This is a genomic window from Micromonospora tarapacensis (assembly GCF_019697375.1).
In the GTDB taxonomy this organism is placed as follows: Bacteria; Actinomycetota; Actinomycetes; order Mycobacteriales; family Micromonosporaceae; genus Micromonospora; species Micromonospora tarapacensis.
Window position 1 is genome coordinate 3,744,095 of the sequence record NZ_JAHCDI010000004.1, and the last position, 14,537, is coordinate 3,758,631.

Below are 14,537 nucleotides of genomic sequence, written 5' to 3' on the forward strand. Positions count from 1 at the left end.
TCAGTCCCAGCAGAGGCAGAACGGGTGGCCGGCCGGGTCGGCGTAGACCCGGAAACCCTCGCCCTCGCCGGGCAGTCGGCGGGCGCCCAGGGCCAGCACCGCCTTCTCCGCCGTCTCGATGTCGCCCACCGTCACGTCGAGGTGAAACTGCTGGGGCCGCTCCGGGTCGGGCCAGGCCGGCGGGCGCAGATCGGGCGCTTGCTGGAAGGCGAGCCGTGGTTGGTGACCGGGCCGGCCGCCGAGCACCACCCAGTCGTCACCGTCGGAGTCCCCCTCGACCAGCGGCAGGCCGAGCAGCTCGGCGTAGAAGCCGGCCAGCGCGCGTGGGTCGGGACAGTCGATCACCGTGGAACGCAGTTCGCCAATCATGTCGAGCATCCTGCCCAGGAGGTACGACAGAAAACCTCAGTCCTCGGACAACCGGCGGCCGGCGTCCCGGCAGGCGGCGAGGATCGCCCTGGCATGCTCGGCAGTGGCCCCGGCCAGACCGCAGGCGGGGGTGACCACGACCTGCTCGGCGAGGCGGCGGCGCGGGAAGCCGAGGCGGTCCCACAGGGTGCGTACCCGGTCGGCGACCTCGGCGGAGGTCGGCGCGCGACCGCCCGGCACGGTGGTCGGCGCGGCACCGGCCAGCAGCCCGAACCCGGCGTCGAGCGCCTCACCCAGCGGGTCGAGTTCGGTGAGCAGGCTCAGGTCGAGGGCGACACCGACCGCGCCGGTGGACCGCAGCAGTTCCAGTGGCGCCTCCGGCGCGCAGCAGTGCACCACGGTCGGCACCCCGGCCGCCTCGACGACCGTCCGCAGCAGCGAGCGGGCCTCGCCCGAGTCGACCGGCCGGTGGGTGCCGAGGCCATCTCGGTGGGCACCCGCCCGGCGAGCACCGTCGGCAGGGACGGCTCGTCGAGCTGGAGCAGCACGGACGCACGCGGCACCCGCCGGGCCACCGCCTCGACGTGACCGCGCAGCCCCTCGGCGAGCGAGCCGGCGAGATCGCGCACGGCACCGGGATCGCGCAGCATCCGGCCGCCGATCGGCAGCTCCACCGAGGCGGCCAGGGTCAGCGGTCCGGCAGCCTGGATCTTCAGCGGGCCGGAGTACCCCTCGGCCTGCTCGGCGAGCTGGTCGAGATCCCGCTCCATCAGGTCACGCGCCCGGCGCAGGTCTCTGCCCGGCCGCAGCGCCACCCGCCAACGCGCGGCGTACACCTCCACCGGCAGCTCGACGAGCAGACCGGCGGTGCGCCCGAGCACATCGGCACCCGGGCCGCGGGCCGGAAGCTCCGGCAGGTGGGGCAGGGCGGGCAGCTCCCCGAGGACCACCCGCTGCGCCTCGGCTATGTCGGTGCCGGGCAACGACCCGATGCCGGTCGCCGCACCCGCGGGCCAGGGCCAAACCTGATCTGTCACGGCCGAAGGGTACCCGCCACCGGCCGTACCGACCGGCGGGTACCGCATCGCCGTCCATGCCGCCCGCGCCCGGCCGGCGGCAGCCCTGCTCCCGGCGGCCCGGCGGGCGGCGGCCGGCGGGGCCGGTCAGTCGGTGATGGTGGCGGAGCCGAGGACGATGTCGCCGGCCGGATCGGGGCGGTATGCCACGATCGCCTGACCGGCGGCGACACCACGCACCGGGCGGCGCAGGTCGGCGTGCAGGGTGTCATTGTCGACCGTGACGGCGGCGGGCACCACCACACCGTGCGCGCGCAGCTGCACCTCGCACTCGATCGGGCCGTCGGGGCGCCGGTCGCCGGTCCAGACCGGGCGGGCGGCACGCACCTCGGCGACCTCCAGCGCTTCGGCCGGGCCGACCGTCACCGTGTTCGTCGTGGGGGTGATGGAGAGCACGTAGCGGGGCCGGCCGTCCGGGGCGGGGCGGTCCAGGTGCAGGCCGCGCCGCTGGCCGACGGTGTACGCGTACGCCCCGGCGTGCTGGCCCACCACATCGCCGGTGGCCGCGTCGACCACGTCGCCGGCCGTCTCGCCGAGGCGCTGGGCGAGGAACCCCCGGGTGTCGCCGTCGGCGATGAAGCAGATGTCGTGCGAGTCCGGCTTGTCGGCGACGGCCAGGCCCCGGTCGGCGGCCTCCTGCCGGACCTGTGCCTTGGTCGAGTCGCCGAGCGGGAAGACCGAACGGTCCAGCTGCTCGCGGGTGAGCACGGCGAGCACGTACGACTGGTCCTTGGCCTCGTCCACACTGCGCCGCAGCAGGCCGTCCGGGCCGAGCCGGGCGTGGTGGCCGGTGACCACGGCGTCGAAGCCCAGGGCCACCGCCCGGTCCAGCACCGCGGCAAACTTGATCTTCTCGTTGCAGCGGAGGCACGGGTTGGGGGTACGCCCCGCCGCGTACTCGGCGACGAAGTCGTCGACCACGTCGGCGTGGAAGCGGTCGGCCATGTCCCAGACGTAGAACGGGATGCCGAGCACGTCGGCCGCACGCCGGGCGTCGCGGGAATCCTCCAGGGTGCAGCAGCCCCGCGCACCGGTGCGGTAGGTCTGCGGGTTACGGGCCAGGGCCAGGTGCACGCCGGTGACGTCATGCCCGGCCTGCACCGCCCGCGCCGCCGCCACGGCGGAATCCACGCCGCCGGACATCGCCGCCAACACCCTCACCCGGACCACTCTCCCTTCCTGTCGAGCCTATCTCCGTGCCGACCGCCGGCTCCGCGAGGTGCCGACCGCAGGCTCAGCGGGAAGTACGCAGGGCAGCCGCCCGCCGGGCCCGGTCGACGGCCGTCGGAAGGGCGGCGATGAGCGCATCGATGTCGGCGGCGGTGCTGGTGTGACCGAGGGAGAAGCGCAGTGAGGAGCGCGCCCGGTCGTCGTCCGCGCCCATCGCCAGCAGTACGTGCGAGGGCTGGGCCACCCCGGCCGAGCAGGCCGAGCCGGTCGAGCAGGCGATGCCCTGCGCGTCCAGCAGGAGCAGCAGGGCGTCCCCCTCGCAGCCGGGAAACGAGAAGTGCGCGTTGCCCGGCAGCCGCTCGGCCGGGTCGCCGTTGAGGAACACCTCGGGTACCGCCTGCCGGACCCGCTGCACCAGGTCGTCGCGGAGCGCGGCGACCCGGGCCGCGTACTCCTGCCGGCTCTTGACCGCGGCCTCGACGGCGACCGCGAAGGCGACGATGCCGGCGGTGTCGAGAGTGCCGGAGCGCACGTCGCGTTCCTGGCCGCCGCCGTGCATCAGCGGTACGGCCGGGACGTCCCGGGCCAGCAGCAGGGCACCCACCCCGACCGGGCCGCCGAGCTTGTGACCGGTCACGGTGAGTGCGGCGACGCCGCTGGCGGCGAAGTCGACCGGCACCTGGCCGACCGCCTGGATGGCGTCGGTGTGGAACGGCACGCCGTACTCCGCGGCGACGGCGGCCAGCTCACCGATCCGCTGGACGGTGCCGACCTCGTTGTTCGCCCACATGGCGGTGACCAGCGCCGCCCGGCCTCCGTGCTCGGCCAACTCGGCGCGCAGCGCGTCGGGTGCAGCCGTGCGGTGCCGTCGGCCGGCAGCCAGCCCACCTCGGCTCCCTCGTGCCCGCCCAGCCAGTCGACCGCATCCAGGACGGCATGGTGTTCGACGGCGCTGCAGATCACCCGGTTCCGCGCGGCGTCGGCATCCCGGCGGGCCCAGAAGATGCCCTTGACCGCGAGGTTGTCGCTCTCCGTACCGCCGCCAGTGAAGATCACCTCGGAAGGGCGGGCGCCCAGTGCGGCGGCCACCTGCTCCCGCGACTCCTCCACCCGCCGGCGGGCGCGCCGGCCGGACGCGTGCAGGGAGGAGGCGTTGCCGACCTCGCGGGCGGTGGCGACGTACGCCTCCACCGCCTCGTCGAGCATCGGAGTGGTCGCGGCATGATCCAGGTAAGCCATCACGGTTCAGCCTAGCGACCACTGCCGCCTCGACCGCAGGCCGGATTACCCCGGCCGGACGCTCAGGTCGGCGGTGCCCGCGTGCCCGGCGGCGACGAGCTGCATCTGCATGTGGCGAATCTCCCGGCGGTGCCGGGGTACTACGAGGTGATCGGTGGGCCGGTTCAGCTCCCCGGCCCACCGATCACCTCGCTCACCCACACATATCTCACTTGCGCTTGCGGATCTCCTCGGCGGCCTGCGGGACGATCTTGAACAGGTCGCCGACCACGCCGAAGTCGGCCAGCTCGAAGATCGGGGCCTCGCCGTCCTTGTTGACCGCGACGATGGTCTTCGAGGTCTGCATGCCGGCCCGGTGCTGGATCGCACCGGAGATGCCCAACGCGACATACAGCTGCGGGGAGACGGTCTTGCCCGTCTGACCAACCTGGAACTGGTGCGGGTAGAAGCCGGAGTCGACCGCGGCCCGGGAGGCGCCGACGGCGCCGCCGAGCAGGTCGGCCAGCTCCTCGACCAGCTTGAAGTTGTCCGCGTTGCCGACGCCGCGGCCACCGGAGACGACCACACCGGCCTCGGTCAGCTCGGGACGGGAGCCCTTCTGCTCGGCGACCCGCTCGACGACCTTGGCCAGCTTGTCGGTGTCCGCGACGGTGACGGTGAGCTGCTCGACCGCCGGGGTCGCCGCGGCCGGCGTCGGGTTGACCGAGTTCGGCCGGACGGTGACCAGCGGCAGGCCGCGGGTGACCTTGGACTTCACGATGGCCGATCCGGCGAAGGCCACCTGGGTGGCGGTGCCGTCGGCGGCCAGGGCGACCACGTCGGTCAGGATGCCGTTGTCCAGCTTGACCGCCAGCCGGGCGGCGATCTCCTTGCCCTCCTGGGAGGAGGCGAGCAGCACGGCGGCCGGCTGCACCCGCTTGACCAGGTCGGCGACGGCGCTGGCTTTCGGTGCCACCAGGTAGTCGTCGATCTGGTCGCCCTCGGCCGCGTAGATCTTCTCCGCGCCGTACTCACCCAGTTTGCCCGCGAGGGCTTCGGCGGCACCGGTGCCGCCGAGCACCACCGCCGACGGGGTGCCCAGCTCACGGGCGAGGGTGAGCATCTCCAGGGTGACCTTCTTGACGCCGAATTCCCGGGTGGCTTCGACGACGACGAGAACCTCAGACATGTCCCACACCCCTCACACGAACTTCTCGGTGGCGAGGAACTCGACGAGCTGCGCGCCGCCGGAACCCTCGTCGGTGACCTTCACGCCACCCGAGCGCGGCGGTCGCTTACTGTGCTCCACCACGGCGCTGGTGGCGCCGTCGAGACCCACCTCACCGGGGGTCACGCCCAGGTCGGCCAGGGCGAGGCTCTGCACCGGCTTCTTCTTCGCGGCCATGATGCCCTTGAACGACGGGTACCGCGGCTCGTTGATCGTGTCCCACACCGAGACGATGGCCGGGGTCGAGGCGGTGATTACCTCGTAGCCCTCCTCGGTCTGCCGCTCCACGGTCAGCGTGGCCCCGTCGACCGTGAGCTTGCGGGCGCCGGTCAGCGCCGCGATGCCCAGCCGCTCGGCGAGCATGTGCGGCATGACCTGCACCCGGCCGTCGGTCGATTCCGAACCGCAGAGCACCAGGTCGGCGTCGAGCTGCCCGAGTGCGGCGGCGAGCACCTTCGAGGTCGCCACGGCGCACGACCCGTGCAGGGCGTCGTCCACCACGTGCACCGCCTTGTCCGGGCCCATCGACAGCGCCTTACGGATCGACTCGGTGGCCCGATCCGGCCCCATGGTCAGGATCGTCACCTCGCCGCCGTGCGCCTCCTTGATCTTCAACGCCTCCTCGATGGCGTACTCGTCCATCTCGTTTATGACGTTGTTCGCCGAACCGCGGTCGACAGTGTTGTCGTCAGGACGCAGGTTGCGGTCCGCGCCCGAATCGGGCACCTGCTTGACGAGTACGACGATGTTCATCGCGCTTCGACGACCCTCCTGCTGTGTGCTTACTTCGCCCGGTGCTCGGGCGCAGCCTCGCGCGTGCGTAGCCGTGCGGTCAACCGTGGGCGGTTGTGCGGTTGCCCACGGCGCAATGTTACCTGCCAGTAGCATCCTCGCCCAACACGCCCCTGATCCGCTCGATCACCTCGGCCTCGGCCGGGCTGACCCCGTTGTGGGCCCGCGCCGTGCGATCGGCCGCGGCCAGCACCACGGCACGGTAGACCGGCACGTCGTGCGGGGCCTTCTCGGCGAGGATCTCGACCGCCCGGCGCAACGCCGGCAGCACCACCGACTCGATCTCCAGCGCCGAGTCACGCGGCAGCTTCGGCAACGGCCCGCTGGTCAGCGCCTCCTTCACCACGCCGCTCGCGTGAGCCATCGCCCCGGAGGCGGCGAAGCTCTCCCGGAACACGGCGAGCATCCCCGGATCGGCGTTCGAGACCATGAACACCGCGCCGAAGGCACCCGTCTTGACGGTCAGCTTCTCTTCGTCCGTCAGCCGCTCGGTCATGATCACGGAGTGTAGACGTAGGGGGTGGTGGTGACGGGGACGAGCCCGAGTCGCTCCAGCACCGGACGGCTCTCGTCTCCGGCGTCGACCTGCACCAACGTCCGGCCACGCGGCCCGGCCAACCGGGTCCGGTAGCTGACCAACGCACGGTAGATGCCCTTACGCCGCCACTGCGGCAGGGTCGAGCCGCCCCAGAGCGTGGCGAACGTGCTGTCGACCGGGTACCGCACCCAGCCGGCGCTCACCATCGTCTCGCCCGCCTCGGCCACCACGACCGTGATCGCCTGCGGATCGGCGGCGATCTCCCGTTCCAGCGCGTCGGCCAGTCCGGACAGGTCACGCCCCCACACCTGCGTCTTCAGCTCCGCGATCCGGTCCAGGTCCGCGCGGGTGGTCACCTCCCTCAGGCGTACGCCCTCGGGCACCACCGGCAGCGCGGAGGCCAGCGGGGCGATCGGGCCGACCACGACGGTCTCCTGGTCCTCCGGCACGAAGCCGGCGGCGCGCAGACGCTGCGGCAGGTCCGCCGGTTCGTCGTGGCCGTGCAGCTTCCACTCCACCGGCTCGCCCCGCTCGCGGGACACCGCCACCTGCCGGGCGATCAACTCGTCGAGTTCGGCACCGGCCAGCCCACCGAGGTCGCGGTAGGTCACCAGACCCCGCTGGTCCAGGCCCAGCACCCGGAACAACGGACCGTCGGCCTGCACGTGCACGCCGTCGGGCACCGGGTCGGGCAGGTCCGGCCGCAGCTGGGCGTCGTACGCCGCGCGCAGGGTGGTCACGTCAAGATCCGTCATGTTTCCAGGCTATTCCCGCTGAGGCCCGGATAATCACCACCGTGTGGCAGACGATCAGGAACTGGTTCGACCCTCAGGAGCTGCGTTCGGTGGGCACCACCCCCGACTACCGCTTCTCGCTGGCCAACGAGCGCACCTTCCTGGCCTGGCTACGCACCGGCCTGGCGCTGATCGCCGGTGGGCTCGCCGCCGCCCAGTTCCTGCCCACCCTGTCGCTGGCCCACCTGCGCGAGGCGATCGCCGTGGCGCTGCTGCTGCTCGGCGGCACCGTCGCGATCCGGGCGGTGGACCACTGGGCACGCACCGAACGCGCCATCCGGCTCGGCGAGGAACTGCCCGCGTCCCGCTTCCCGGCCGTGCTCGCCCTGATCGTCGGTGTCGGCGCGCTGCTGCTGGTGGCAGCGGTGCTGGCCGGCGCGGTCGACTGATGACCGCGTCCCGCGATCCCGGGCTCCAGCCCGAACGCACCCGGCTGGCCTGGCGGCGCACCGCGCTGGCGATGACGGTGGTGGCGATGCTGACCGTCCGGCTCGCCCTCCACGCCGGCCCGGTGGGGGCGGCGCTGGCGGCACTGGCCGTCGTCGGCTGGGGAGTCGTCGTCCAGGTCTGCTGGCGGCGGGCCACCGGCACCGGGGTGTCCCGCACCGGTGGCCGGGTCCTCGCCGTGCCGGGCCTGGCCACCGCCGGATTCGCACTGCTCGGCGCCGTACTGATACTGCGCGGGCTGTGACCGCTGCGCCCGGTAGGTCATGATGGTGACATGGCCCGGCTGTACATCCTCGTCTTCCTGGTGCAGGTCGTCCTCGCCGTCTGCGCCCTGATCAGCTGCCTATCCGCGGAGGAGGACGGCATCCGTCACCTGCCCCGGATCGCCTGGGTGCTGATCATCCTGTTCTTCCCGCTGGTCGGCTCGATCGCCTGGTTCGTCGCCGGTCGGGAACGCAAGACCGCCGGCACCCCGGCCTCCTGGGGAGGCGCCGGCCGGCCGGCCGAGCGCGCCCGCCCGGCCGCACCGGACGACGATCCCGAGTTCCTCCGCTCGATCGAGGAACGCTCCCGCGAGGAGGACCAGGAACTCTTCCGCCGCTGGGAGGAAGACCTGCGCAAACGCGAGGACGACCTGCGCAGACGCGAAGGCGAGCCGCCCCGCGAGGAACCCCGCCCCGAGGCGTAGCGACCGCCGGGGCGAGGCGCCCCGACTCAGGCCAGGTTCGAGGAACGGGGGTACGCGTCGGCCGGGTCGGTGATCACGTTGACGAGGTAGGGCACCCCGGCGTCGAACGCCCGCTGGAGGGCCGCCGGGAGGTCGGCGGCCTTGGCGACCGTCTCGCCCGCCCCGCCGAGCCCACTGACCACCTGGTCGTAGCGCAGCTCTGGCTGGAGGTCCGCGGCCACGTCGTAGCCGTACATGGCCCGCATCGGGTGCTTCTCCAGACCCCAGATGCCGTTGTTGCCGACCACGATGACCACCGGCAACTGCTGCCGGACCAGGGACTCCACGTCCATGAGCGAGAAGCCGGCGGCGCCGTCGCCCATCAGTACGCAGACCTGGCGGTCCGGATGGGTGACCCGGGCCCCCATCGCGTAGCCCATGCCGGTGCCGAGGCAGCCGTACGGGCCGGGGTCGAGCCAGGTGCCGGGCTGGGCCGGCTCCAGGTAGCGCCCGGCGTACGAGACGAAGTCCCCGCCGTCGCCGACGGTGACCGCGTCGCGGGCGAGAACCTTGCGCAACTCGCCGTAGACCCGGGCGGGACGGATCGGGTCGGTCTCGGCGGCCATCTCCTCGGCGTCGCGGGCCTTCGCGGCGTCCTCGGCGGTACGCAGCCGCGCGACCCAGTCACCGTGGTCGACCCGGTCGCCCGGGTGGTTGGCGAGGGCGGTGAGGATGCCCCGCAGGTCACCCGCGGGCGCGGCGGCGGGCTGCACGTGCCCGGCGCGCTGGCCGGGGGCGTCGACGATGTGCACGACCCTGGCGTCACCGAAGTCGCCGAAGGAGAGCCGGAAGTCCAGCGGGGTGCCCACGACCACGACCACGTCGGCGCCGGACAGGGCGGCCCGGCGGGCCTTGGCGAAGGCCAGCGGGTGCTCCGGGGGCAGCGCACCCCGGCCCATGCCGTTGGTGAAGACCGGCACGGTGAGCGCCTCCGCCGCGGCCCGCAGGGCGTCCACGGCGTCACCGGTGTAGACGTCGGAGCCGGCGATGATCACCGGACGGGCCGCGCCCGCGATCAGGCCCGCGGCGGTGGCCACCTCGTCGGGGTCGGCGTCGAGCGGGGCGATGTCCGGACCCGCCGGCAGCTCCGCGTCACCCACCGAGAAGATCGCTTCGAGGGGGAAGTCGAGGAAGACCGGGCCGCGGTGCGGGGTGAGCGCGGTGCGCAGCGCGGCGGCGACCGCCCGGGGGATGTCGTCGGCGCTGAACACCGTCTCGGCGTGCTTGGTGACCGGGGCGACCAGCGGGAGGTGATCCATCTCCTGGAGGCTGCCCGAGCCCCAGCGGAACTGCGGGGCCCGCCCGCCCAGCACCAGCACCGGCGAGGCGTTGAAGTAGGCACTGGTCAGGCCGGAGATGCCGTTGGTCACGCCGGGGCCGGCGGTGAGCACGGCCAGGCCGGGGCGGCGCTGGAGCTTCGCCACCGCCTCGGCGGCGAAGACGGCGGACTGCTCGTGCCGCACGTCGTAGATCGGGAAGCCGGTCTTGTGCGCGGCGTCGTAGAGCGGGAACACGTGCCCGCCGGAGAGGGTGAACATCTCCCGCACCCCGTACGCCCGCAGTGCCGCGAGCGCGAGTTCTCCGCCGTGGCCTTCGATCCGCTCCGTCATTCCCGCTCCCTCTCGTCGCCTGACCGGAGTCACACGCTACTGGCCGGTAGGAGGAATGTGAACCGTCCTCGCTCTCAGCGGCCGGTGAAGTCCGGCTTGCGCTTGGCCACGAACGCCGCCATTCCCTCCCGCCGGTCGTCGGTGGCGAACAGCGCCGCGAAGAGCTGACTCTCCCAGGCCAGGCCCGAGTTCAGGTCCATGTCGAGGCCGCCGTCGACGGCGAGCTTCGCCGCGCGCAGCGCCTGCACCGGCCCGTTGAGGTACGGCCGCACCAGCGCCACCGCCGCGTCGTGGACCTCGGCGGCCGGGGCGACCCGGTCGGCCAGGCCGATCCGCAACGCCTCCTGCGCGTCGACCATCCGGCCGGACATGATCAGATCCTTGGCGCGGGCGGGGCCGACCAGCCGGGCCAGCCGCTGGGTGCCCCCGGCGCCGGGGATGATGCCGAGCTTGATCTCGGGCTGCCCGAGCTTGGCGTCGTCGGCCACCACCCGCCAGTCACAGGCCAGCGCCAGCTCACAGCCACCGCCGAGGGCGTAGCCGGTGATCGCGGCGACGACGGGCTTGGGGATCCGGGCGATCGCGCCGAGCGCGCTGGACAGGTCGGCGGCCCGGTCGGCCATGTCCACGTAGGACATGTCGGCCATCTCCTTGATGTCCGCTCCGGCGGCGAAGACCTTCTCACCGCCGTACACGATGACCGCGCGGACCCCCGGGTCGGCGGTGGCGGCCGTGGCGGCGGCGCGCAACTCCTCCTGCACCTGGGTGTTGAGGGCGTTCATCGGCGGTCGCTCCAGCCGGATGGTGCCGATGCCGTCCCTGGTCTCCAGCCGCACGAACTCGCCCACGCTGAGCCTCACTTCCTCGTCGAAGTCGCGTGCCAACCTTACGACCCGACTCGTTCGACCCGTAGTGTGGTGCCAGTCCCGCGACCCGGAGTTCCCATGATGGTCACGTACTACGACGACAGGTCCGTCCAGGTCACCTCCACCGCCGTGACGGTCGACGACCACACCTACCCGCTGGCCGAGATCAGCCAGGTCTGGCACCATCGGGGCCGCCGGTCCTGGCGGGTGCTGGCCGGCCGGGGCGCGCTCGGCGCGGCGATGATCGTCCCGCTGGTGGCCGCCGTGCTCGGCATCGCGCTCGCCCTCTGGCTCGACGGATCAGCGACCGTCACCGTCGCCGTCATCGGTGTCTCCATCCTGGTCGGGCTCGCCGCCGCCCCGATCGCCGACCAACTCTTCGAGCACGTCGACCGCTCCTACGCGCGGGGCAGCCGCCAACGGGAGGTCTGGATCCGCTGGCGTGGCCAGCCGGTGCGCCTGCTGCGCACCCCGGACGCTCTCCGCTTCGGGCAGATCTACCGGGCTGTGGAACGGGCCATGGAGGCCCGCCACCCCACCCCGCCCCGCCGCCCCTGACCACCCCCGCGCCCGCACCCACTCACGGCCGGCGCACTCCCGGCCCGGCGCACACGGCCCGGCACCGGGCAACCGCCCGCCCCCGCCCTCGCCGGCAGCGGGATGACCGCGCGGGTTGCCCGGACGTGCTTAGGCTTAGTGATGACGCTCTATTACCGGGACGACGCGGTGCAGGTGACCTCCGAGTCGATCCGGGCCGGGGGGCACGTCATTCCGATCACCGAGGTCACCTACGTCTGGCACGCGAAGGGGCGCACCACACTCGCGGTACGCGGCCGGGTACTCGGGCGCGGTGTGCTGGTCCTGCTGCTGTCCCTGCCCCCGCTGATCGGGCTGGTCTGCGTACTGTCGCTGGCCTGGTCCGCCCAGGACCGGGGCGAGTGGCTGCCGGCGCTCATCGTGCTCGCCACCTGCGTGGTCGTCACCCTGGCGCTGGCGCCGTTCCTGGAGATCCCCCTCGGCTGGCTGGACCGCTCGTACGAGCGCGGCAACCGGGTGCAGGAGCTGTGGGTGCAGTACCGCAGGCAGGAGGTCATGGTGCTGCAAACGCCCGACGGGTTGCGCTTCGGGCAGATCTACCGGGCGGTGCAGCGCGCCGTGGAGCAGCAGGGCGATCGGTGAGCCTTCGCCCGGCGCCCGTTGCCGGTCCGACGCACACTTGATCCCATGGCAATCCCCCTTCCCCGGCCCACGGCGGTCGTCGGCCTCACCCGTTCCGCCCTCGACTCCGCCGCGTCCTTCGCCGCGATCCCGGCCCGCGCCTTCGCCGTGCTCGACGGCGTGGAGGCGCTGCTGACCCGGATCAACGGGGTGGTGGACCGGGTCGAGGAGACCCTGGATCGCACCGACCGGATGCTCGGCGACGCCGATGTGGCGGTCCGGGAGGTGGCGGTGATCAGCGCCGCCGCCACCGCCGCCGTGGACACGGCGCAGTCGGTGGCCGGGCGGGCCGCCGAGACGGTGGGCACGGCGGCCGAGGCGGCGACCACCGCCGCCGAGCTGCTGGCGGCCTACGAACCGGCGCTACGGCGGGCCGCGCCGATGGCCAACCACTTCGTGGAGCAGCTCAGCCACGAGGAGCTCATCGCGGCGGTACGCCTCGTCGACGAGTTGCCGAAGCTGCGGGAGCACCTCACCTCGGACGTCCTGCCGATCCTGGCCACCCTGGACCGGGTCGGCCCGGACCTGCACGACCTGCTCGACGTCACCCGGGACCTCAGGCTCGCCGTGGCGGGCCTCCCCGGCCTGGGCATGCTGCGCCGGCGCGGCGAGAAGCTCAACGACGACGCCGGCTGAACGGTCAGGGCGCCGGCACGTAGAGCTGGTCGATGTCGACCCGGTGCGGCAGCGACACGCTGGCGCCGAGCCGGCGGACGCAGGCCGCACCGGCCGCCGCCGCCCAGCGCACCGAGTCGACCAGGTCCCGGCCCTCGCCCCAGGCCACCGCGAGGGCGGCGGTGAAGGCGTCCCCGGCGGCGGTCGAGTCCACCGTGTCCACCGCGACGGCGGGCACGTGCGCGGCGGTGCCGTCCCGATCGCCGTACCAGGCGCCCTGCGCGCCGAGGGTCAACACCGCCCGAGGCACCAGGTCGAGCAGCGCGTGCGGGTCGTCCCGGCCGTGGCCGGTGTACGCCTGCGCCTCGTTCTCGTTGACCACCAGCAGGTCCACGGCGGCGAGCAGGTCCGGCGGCAGCGGCACGGCCGGCGCCGCGTTGAGCACCACCCGGGTACCGGCGGCGCGGGCGGCCACCGCCGCCTCGGTCACCGTCTCCACCGGGATCTCCAACTGCGCGACCAGCACGTCGGCGTCGCGTACCGCGGCGAGCTCGGTCTCGGTGAGCGCGGTGAGCGAGGCGTTCGCGCCCGGTGTCACCAGGATCGCGTTCTCGCCCTCGGCGTTGACCATGATCAGTGCCACTCCGGAGGCGCCGTAGGTGGTGCGCAGCTGGCCGGTGTCGACCCCGGCCGCGGTGATCCGGGCGCGCAGGGTCACCCCGAACGAGTCCGAGCCGATCGCGCCGAGGAAGACACTGGCACCACCCGCGCGGGCGGCGGCGATGGCCTGGTTGGCTCCCTTGCCGCCGGGCACGGTGACGAAGTCGGTGCCCAGCGTGGTCTCCCCCGGCCGGGGCAGCGTCGGCGCGGTGGCCACCAGGTCCATGTTCGCGCTGCCCACCACGGCGATGCGGGTCTGTCGCACGGCGGCCTCCCGGCTCAGGTGGCGCGGGCGGTGTAGCGGTCGCCGTTGCGTTCGACGAGCAGCGGTAGGCCGAAGGTCTTGGTGAGGTTGTCGGCGGTGAGGGTGTCGTCCAGCAGCCCCTGCGCCATCACGGTGCCCTCGCGCAGCAGCAGCGCGTGGGTGAAGCCGGGCGGGATCTCCTCCACGTGGTGGGTGACCAGCACCAGCGCCGGGGCGTCCGGGTCCTGGGCCAGCTCGGCGAGGCGGGCCACCAGTTCCTCCCGGCCGCCCAGGTCCAGCCCCGCCGCCGGCTCGTCGAGCAGCAGCAGCTCCGGGTCGGTCATCAGCGCCCGGGCGATCTGCACCCGCTTGCGCTCACCCTCCGACAGGGTGCCGTACGTCCGATCGGCCAGCGCGCCGACACCGAGCTGGTCCAGCAGCGCGCGGGCCCGGGCCTCGTCGGCGGGGTCGTAGTCCTCCCGCCACCGGCCGACCACCGACCAGGCCGCGGTCAGCACCACGTCGGCGACCCGCTCCTGCGCGGGCAACCGGTCGGCGAGGGCGGCGGTGGAGAGGCCGATGCGGGTCCGCAGCTCGGTGACGTCGGTGCGGCCGATCCGCTCGCCCAGCACGTGCGCGGTGCCGGTGGTGGGGTGCAACCGCCCGGCGGAAAGGTTGAGCAGGGTGGTCTTGCCCGCGCCGTTCGGCCCCAGCACCACCCAGCGCTCGTCCAGTTCGACGCGCCAGTCCACGTCGTGCAGCAGGGCGGTGCCGGACCGGCGTACGCCGACGCCGTCGAGGCTGACCACCAGATCCGCGTCCACGGGCGAGGGGGCGGGTGCGGCACCGGCGGCACCGGGGATCAGGTCACCAGTCACCAGCCCATCCAACCACGCAGCGCCGGGGTGCCCCCACGGGCCGGCACCGTGGCCGTAGGGTGAGGCGCCGTGTCGTTGCTCACCCCG

The 14,537-nt window shown here is 73.4% G+C and carries 16 protein-coding genes and 2 pseudogenes; 6 read left to right on the forward strand and 12 right to left on the reverse strand.

What is annotated here, in order from left to right; all coding sequences use genetic code 11:
- The 8 genes and pseudogenes from KIF24_RS22880 to KIF24_RS22915 form a co-directional block, all read right to left on the reverse strand.
- A complete protein-coding gene (locus tag KIF24_RS22880) occupies positions 1 to 369 on the reverse strand; it encodes a VOC family protein (RefSeq protein ID WP_221085775.1) in 369 nt (122 codons plus the stop codon).
- Between the two features lie 36 nt (positions 370 to 405).
- Positions 406 to 1,406 (reverse strand): annotated as a pseudogene (locus KIF24_RS22885) (methionine synthase).
- 126 nt (positions 1,407 to 1,532) lie between these two features.
- Positions 1,533 to 2,606 carry a tRNA 2-thiouridine(34) synthase MnmA gene (gene mnmA, locus KIF24_RS22890; protein WP_221085776.1) on the reverse strand — a complete coding sequence of 358 codons (1,074 nt, stop codon included), beginning with the start codon at positions 2,604 to 2,606 and terminating at the stop codon, positions 1,533 to 1,535.
- A gap of 73 nt (positions 2,607 to 2,679) precedes the next feature.
- Positions 2,680 to 3,854, reverse strand: a pseudogene (locus tag KIF24_RS22895) (cysteine desulfurase family protein).
- A gap of 208 nt (positions 3,855 to 4,062) precedes the next feature.
- Complete coding sequence (locus KIF24_RS22900; protein ID WP_221085777.1) at positions 4,063 to 5,022, reverse strand: electron transfer flavoprotein subunit alpha/FixB family protein; 960 nt, start codon at positions 5,020 to 5,022, stop codon at positions 4,063 to 4,065.
- A gap of 12 nt (positions 5,023 to 5,034) precedes the next feature.
- Positions 5,035 to 5,814 carry an electron transfer flavoprotein subunit beta/FixA family protein gene (locus KIF24_RS22905; RefSeq protein WP_221085778.1) on the reverse strand — a complete coding sequence of 260 codons (780 nt, stop codon included), beginning with the start codon at positions 5,812 to 5,814 and terminating at the stop codon, positions 5,035 to 5,037.
- A gap of 118 nt (positions 5,815 to 5,932) precedes the next feature.
- Positions 5,933 to 6,349 carry a hypothetical protein gene (locus KIF24_RS22910; protein ID WP_230415851.1) on the reverse strand — a complete coding sequence of 139 codons (417 nt, stop codon included), beginning with the start codon at positions 6,347 to 6,349 and terminating at the stop codon, positions 5,933 to 5,935.
- Positions 6,350 to 6,351: 2 nt separating this feature from the next.
- Entirely contained in the window at positions 6,352 to 7,146 is a 795-nt protein-coding gene (locus tag KIF24_RS22915; RefSeq protein ID WP_221085780.1) for a GNAT family N-acetyltransferase, read from the reverse strand.
- Positions 7,147 to 7,187: 41 nt separating this feature from the next.
- Here KIF24_RS22915 and KIF24_RS22920 point away from each other — a divergent pair, with 41 nt between their 5' ends.
- From KIF24_RS22920 to KIF24_RS22930, 3 genes are read left to right on the forward strand one after another with little or no spacing between them, the layout of a single operon-like run.
- Positions 7,188 to 7,574: a YidH family protein gene (locus KIF24_RS22920; protein WP_221085781.1), complete on the forward strand. Its 387-nt coding sequence runs from the start codon at positions 7,188 to 7,190 to the stop codon at positions 7,572 to 7,574.
- Positions 7,574 to 7,876, forward strand: a complete 303-nt coding sequence (locus KIF24_RS22925; RefSeq protein WP_221085782.1) for a DUF202 domain-containing protein — start codon at positions 7,574 to 7,576, stop codon at positions 7,874 to 7,876. The genes KIF24_RS22920 and KIF24_RS22925 overlap by 1 nt, the downstream gene beginning before the upstream one ends.
- A gap of 30 nt (positions 7,877 to 7,906) precedes the next feature.
- Entirely contained in the window at positions 7,907 to 8,320 is a 414-nt protein-coding gene (locus tag KIF24_RS22930) for a PLD nuclease N-terminal domain-containing protein (RefSeq protein WP_221085783.1), read from the forward strand.
- Between the two features lie 26 nt (positions 8,321 to 8,346).
- Here KIF24_RS22930 and KIF24_RS22935 read toward each other — a convergent pair whose 3' ends face one another.
- On the reverse strand, positions 8,347 to 9,969 hold the full coding sequence (locus KIF24_RS22935) for an acetolactate synthase (protein WP_221085784.1): 1,623 nt from the start codon (positions 9,967 to 9,969) through the stop codon (positions 8,347 to 8,349).
- A gap of 74 nt (positions 9,970 to 10,043) precedes the next feature.
- On the reverse strand, positions 10,044 to 10,817 hold the full coding sequence (locus KIF24_RS22940; protein ID WP_221085785.1) for an enoyl-CoA hydratase-related protein: 774 nt from the start codon (positions 10,815 to 10,817) through the stop codon (positions 10,044 to 10,046).
- Positions 10,818 to 10,916: 99 nt separating this feature from the next.
- On the opposite strand from KIF24_RS22940, the gene KIF24_RS22945 reads away from it, so the two are divergent.
- The 3 genes from KIF24_RS22945 (at position 10,917) to KIF24_RS22955 (ending at position 12,689) form a co-directional block, all read left to right on the forward strand.
- Complete coding sequence (locus KIF24_RS22945; RefSeq protein ID WP_221087506.1) at positions 10,917 to 11,393, forward strand: DUF6232 family protein; 477 nt, start codon at positions 10,917 to 10,919, stop codon at positions 11,391 to 11,393.
- 141 nt (positions 11,394 to 11,534) lie between these two features.
- The gene (locus tag KIF24_RS22950; RefSeq protein ID WP_221085786.1) at positions 11,535 to 12,014 is read left to right on the forward strand and encodes a DUF6232 family protein; all 480 of its coding nucleotides are present in this window, start codon (positions 11,535 to 11,537) and stop codon (positions 12,012 to 12,014) included.
- A gap of 45 nt (positions 12,015 to 12,059) precedes the next feature.
- The gene (locus tag KIF24_RS22955) at positions 12,060 to 12,689 is read left to right on the forward strand and encodes a hypothetical protein (protein ID WP_221085787.1); all 630 of its coding nucleotides are present in this window, start codon (positions 12,060 to 12,062) and stop codon (positions 12,687 to 12,689) included.
- A gap of 4 nt (positions 12,690 to 12,693) precedes the next feature.
- On the opposite strand, the gene KIF24_RS22960 is transcribed toward KIF24_RS22955, so the two are convergent.
- Together KIF24_RS22960 and KIF24_RS22965 are read right to left on the reverse strand one after the other, a co-directional pair.
- Positions 12,694 to 13,593 carry a ribokinase gene (locus KIF24_RS22960; RefSeq protein ID WP_221085788.1) on the reverse strand — a complete coding sequence of 300 codons (900 nt, stop codon included), beginning with the start codon at positions 13,591 to 13,593 and terminating at the stop codon, positions 12,694 to 12,696.
- Positions 13,594 to 13,607: 14 nt separating this feature from the next.
- Positions 13,608 to 14,450: an ABC transporter ATP-binding protein gene (locus tag KIF24_RS22965; protein ID WP_331461246.1), complete on the reverse strand. Its 843-nt coding sequence runs from the start codon at positions 14,448 to 14,450 to the stop codon at positions 13,608 to 13,610.
- Positions 14,451 to 14,537 lie beyond the last annotated feature (87 nt).

What these genes read in the sequence shown, in the direction of transcription:
- KIF24_RS22950 (WP_221085786.1), top strand. Translation starts at nt 11,535, where the DNA reads ATGACGCTCTATTACCGGGACGACGCGGTGCAGGTGACCTCCGAGTCG.
- KIF24_RS22945 (WP_221087506.1), top strand. Translation starts at nt 10,917, where the DNA reads ATGGTCACGTACTACGACGACAGGTCCGTCCAGGTCACCTCCACCGCC.
- KIF24_RS22930 (WP_221085783.1), top strand. Translation starts at nt 7,907, where the DNA reads ATGGCCCGGCTGTACATCCTCGTCTTCCTGGTGCAGGTCGTCCTCGCC.
- KIF24_RS22905 (WP_221085778.1), bottom strand. Translation starts at nt 5,814, where the DNA reads ATGAACATCGTCGTACTCGTCAAGCAGGTGCCCGATTCGGGCGCGGAC.
- KIF24_RS22880 (WP_221085775.1), bottom strand. Translation starts at nt 369, where the DNA reads ATGATTGGCGAACTGCGTTCCACGGTGATCGACTGTCCCGACCCACGC.
- KIF24_RS22935 (WP_221085784.1), bottom strand. Translation starts at nt 9,969, where the DNA reads ATGACGGAGCGGATCGAAGGCCACGGCGGAGAACTCGCGCTCGCGGCA.
- KIF24_RS22915 (WP_221085780.1), bottom strand. Translation starts at nt 7,146, where the DNA reads ATGACGGATCTTGACGTGACCACCCTGCGCGCGGCGTACGACGCCCAG.
- KIF24_RS22900 (WP_221085777.1), bottom strand. Translation starts at nt 5,022, where the DNA reads ATGTCTGAGGTTCTCGTCGTCGTCGAAGCCACCCGGGAATTCGGCGTC.
- KIF24_RS22955 (WP_221085787.1), top strand. Translation starts at nt 12,060, where the DNA reads ATGGCAATCCCCCTTCCCCGGCCCACGGCGGTCGTCGGCCTCACCCGT.
- KIF24_RS22910 (WP_230415851.1), bottom strand. Translation starts at nt 6,349, where the DNA reads ATGACCGAGCGGCTGACGGACGAAGAGAAGCTGACCGTCAAGACGGGT.
- KIF24_RS22925 (WP_221085782.1), top strand. Translation starts at nt 7,574, where the DNA reads ATGACCGCGTCCCGCGATCCCGGGCTCCAGCCCGAACGCACCCGGCTG.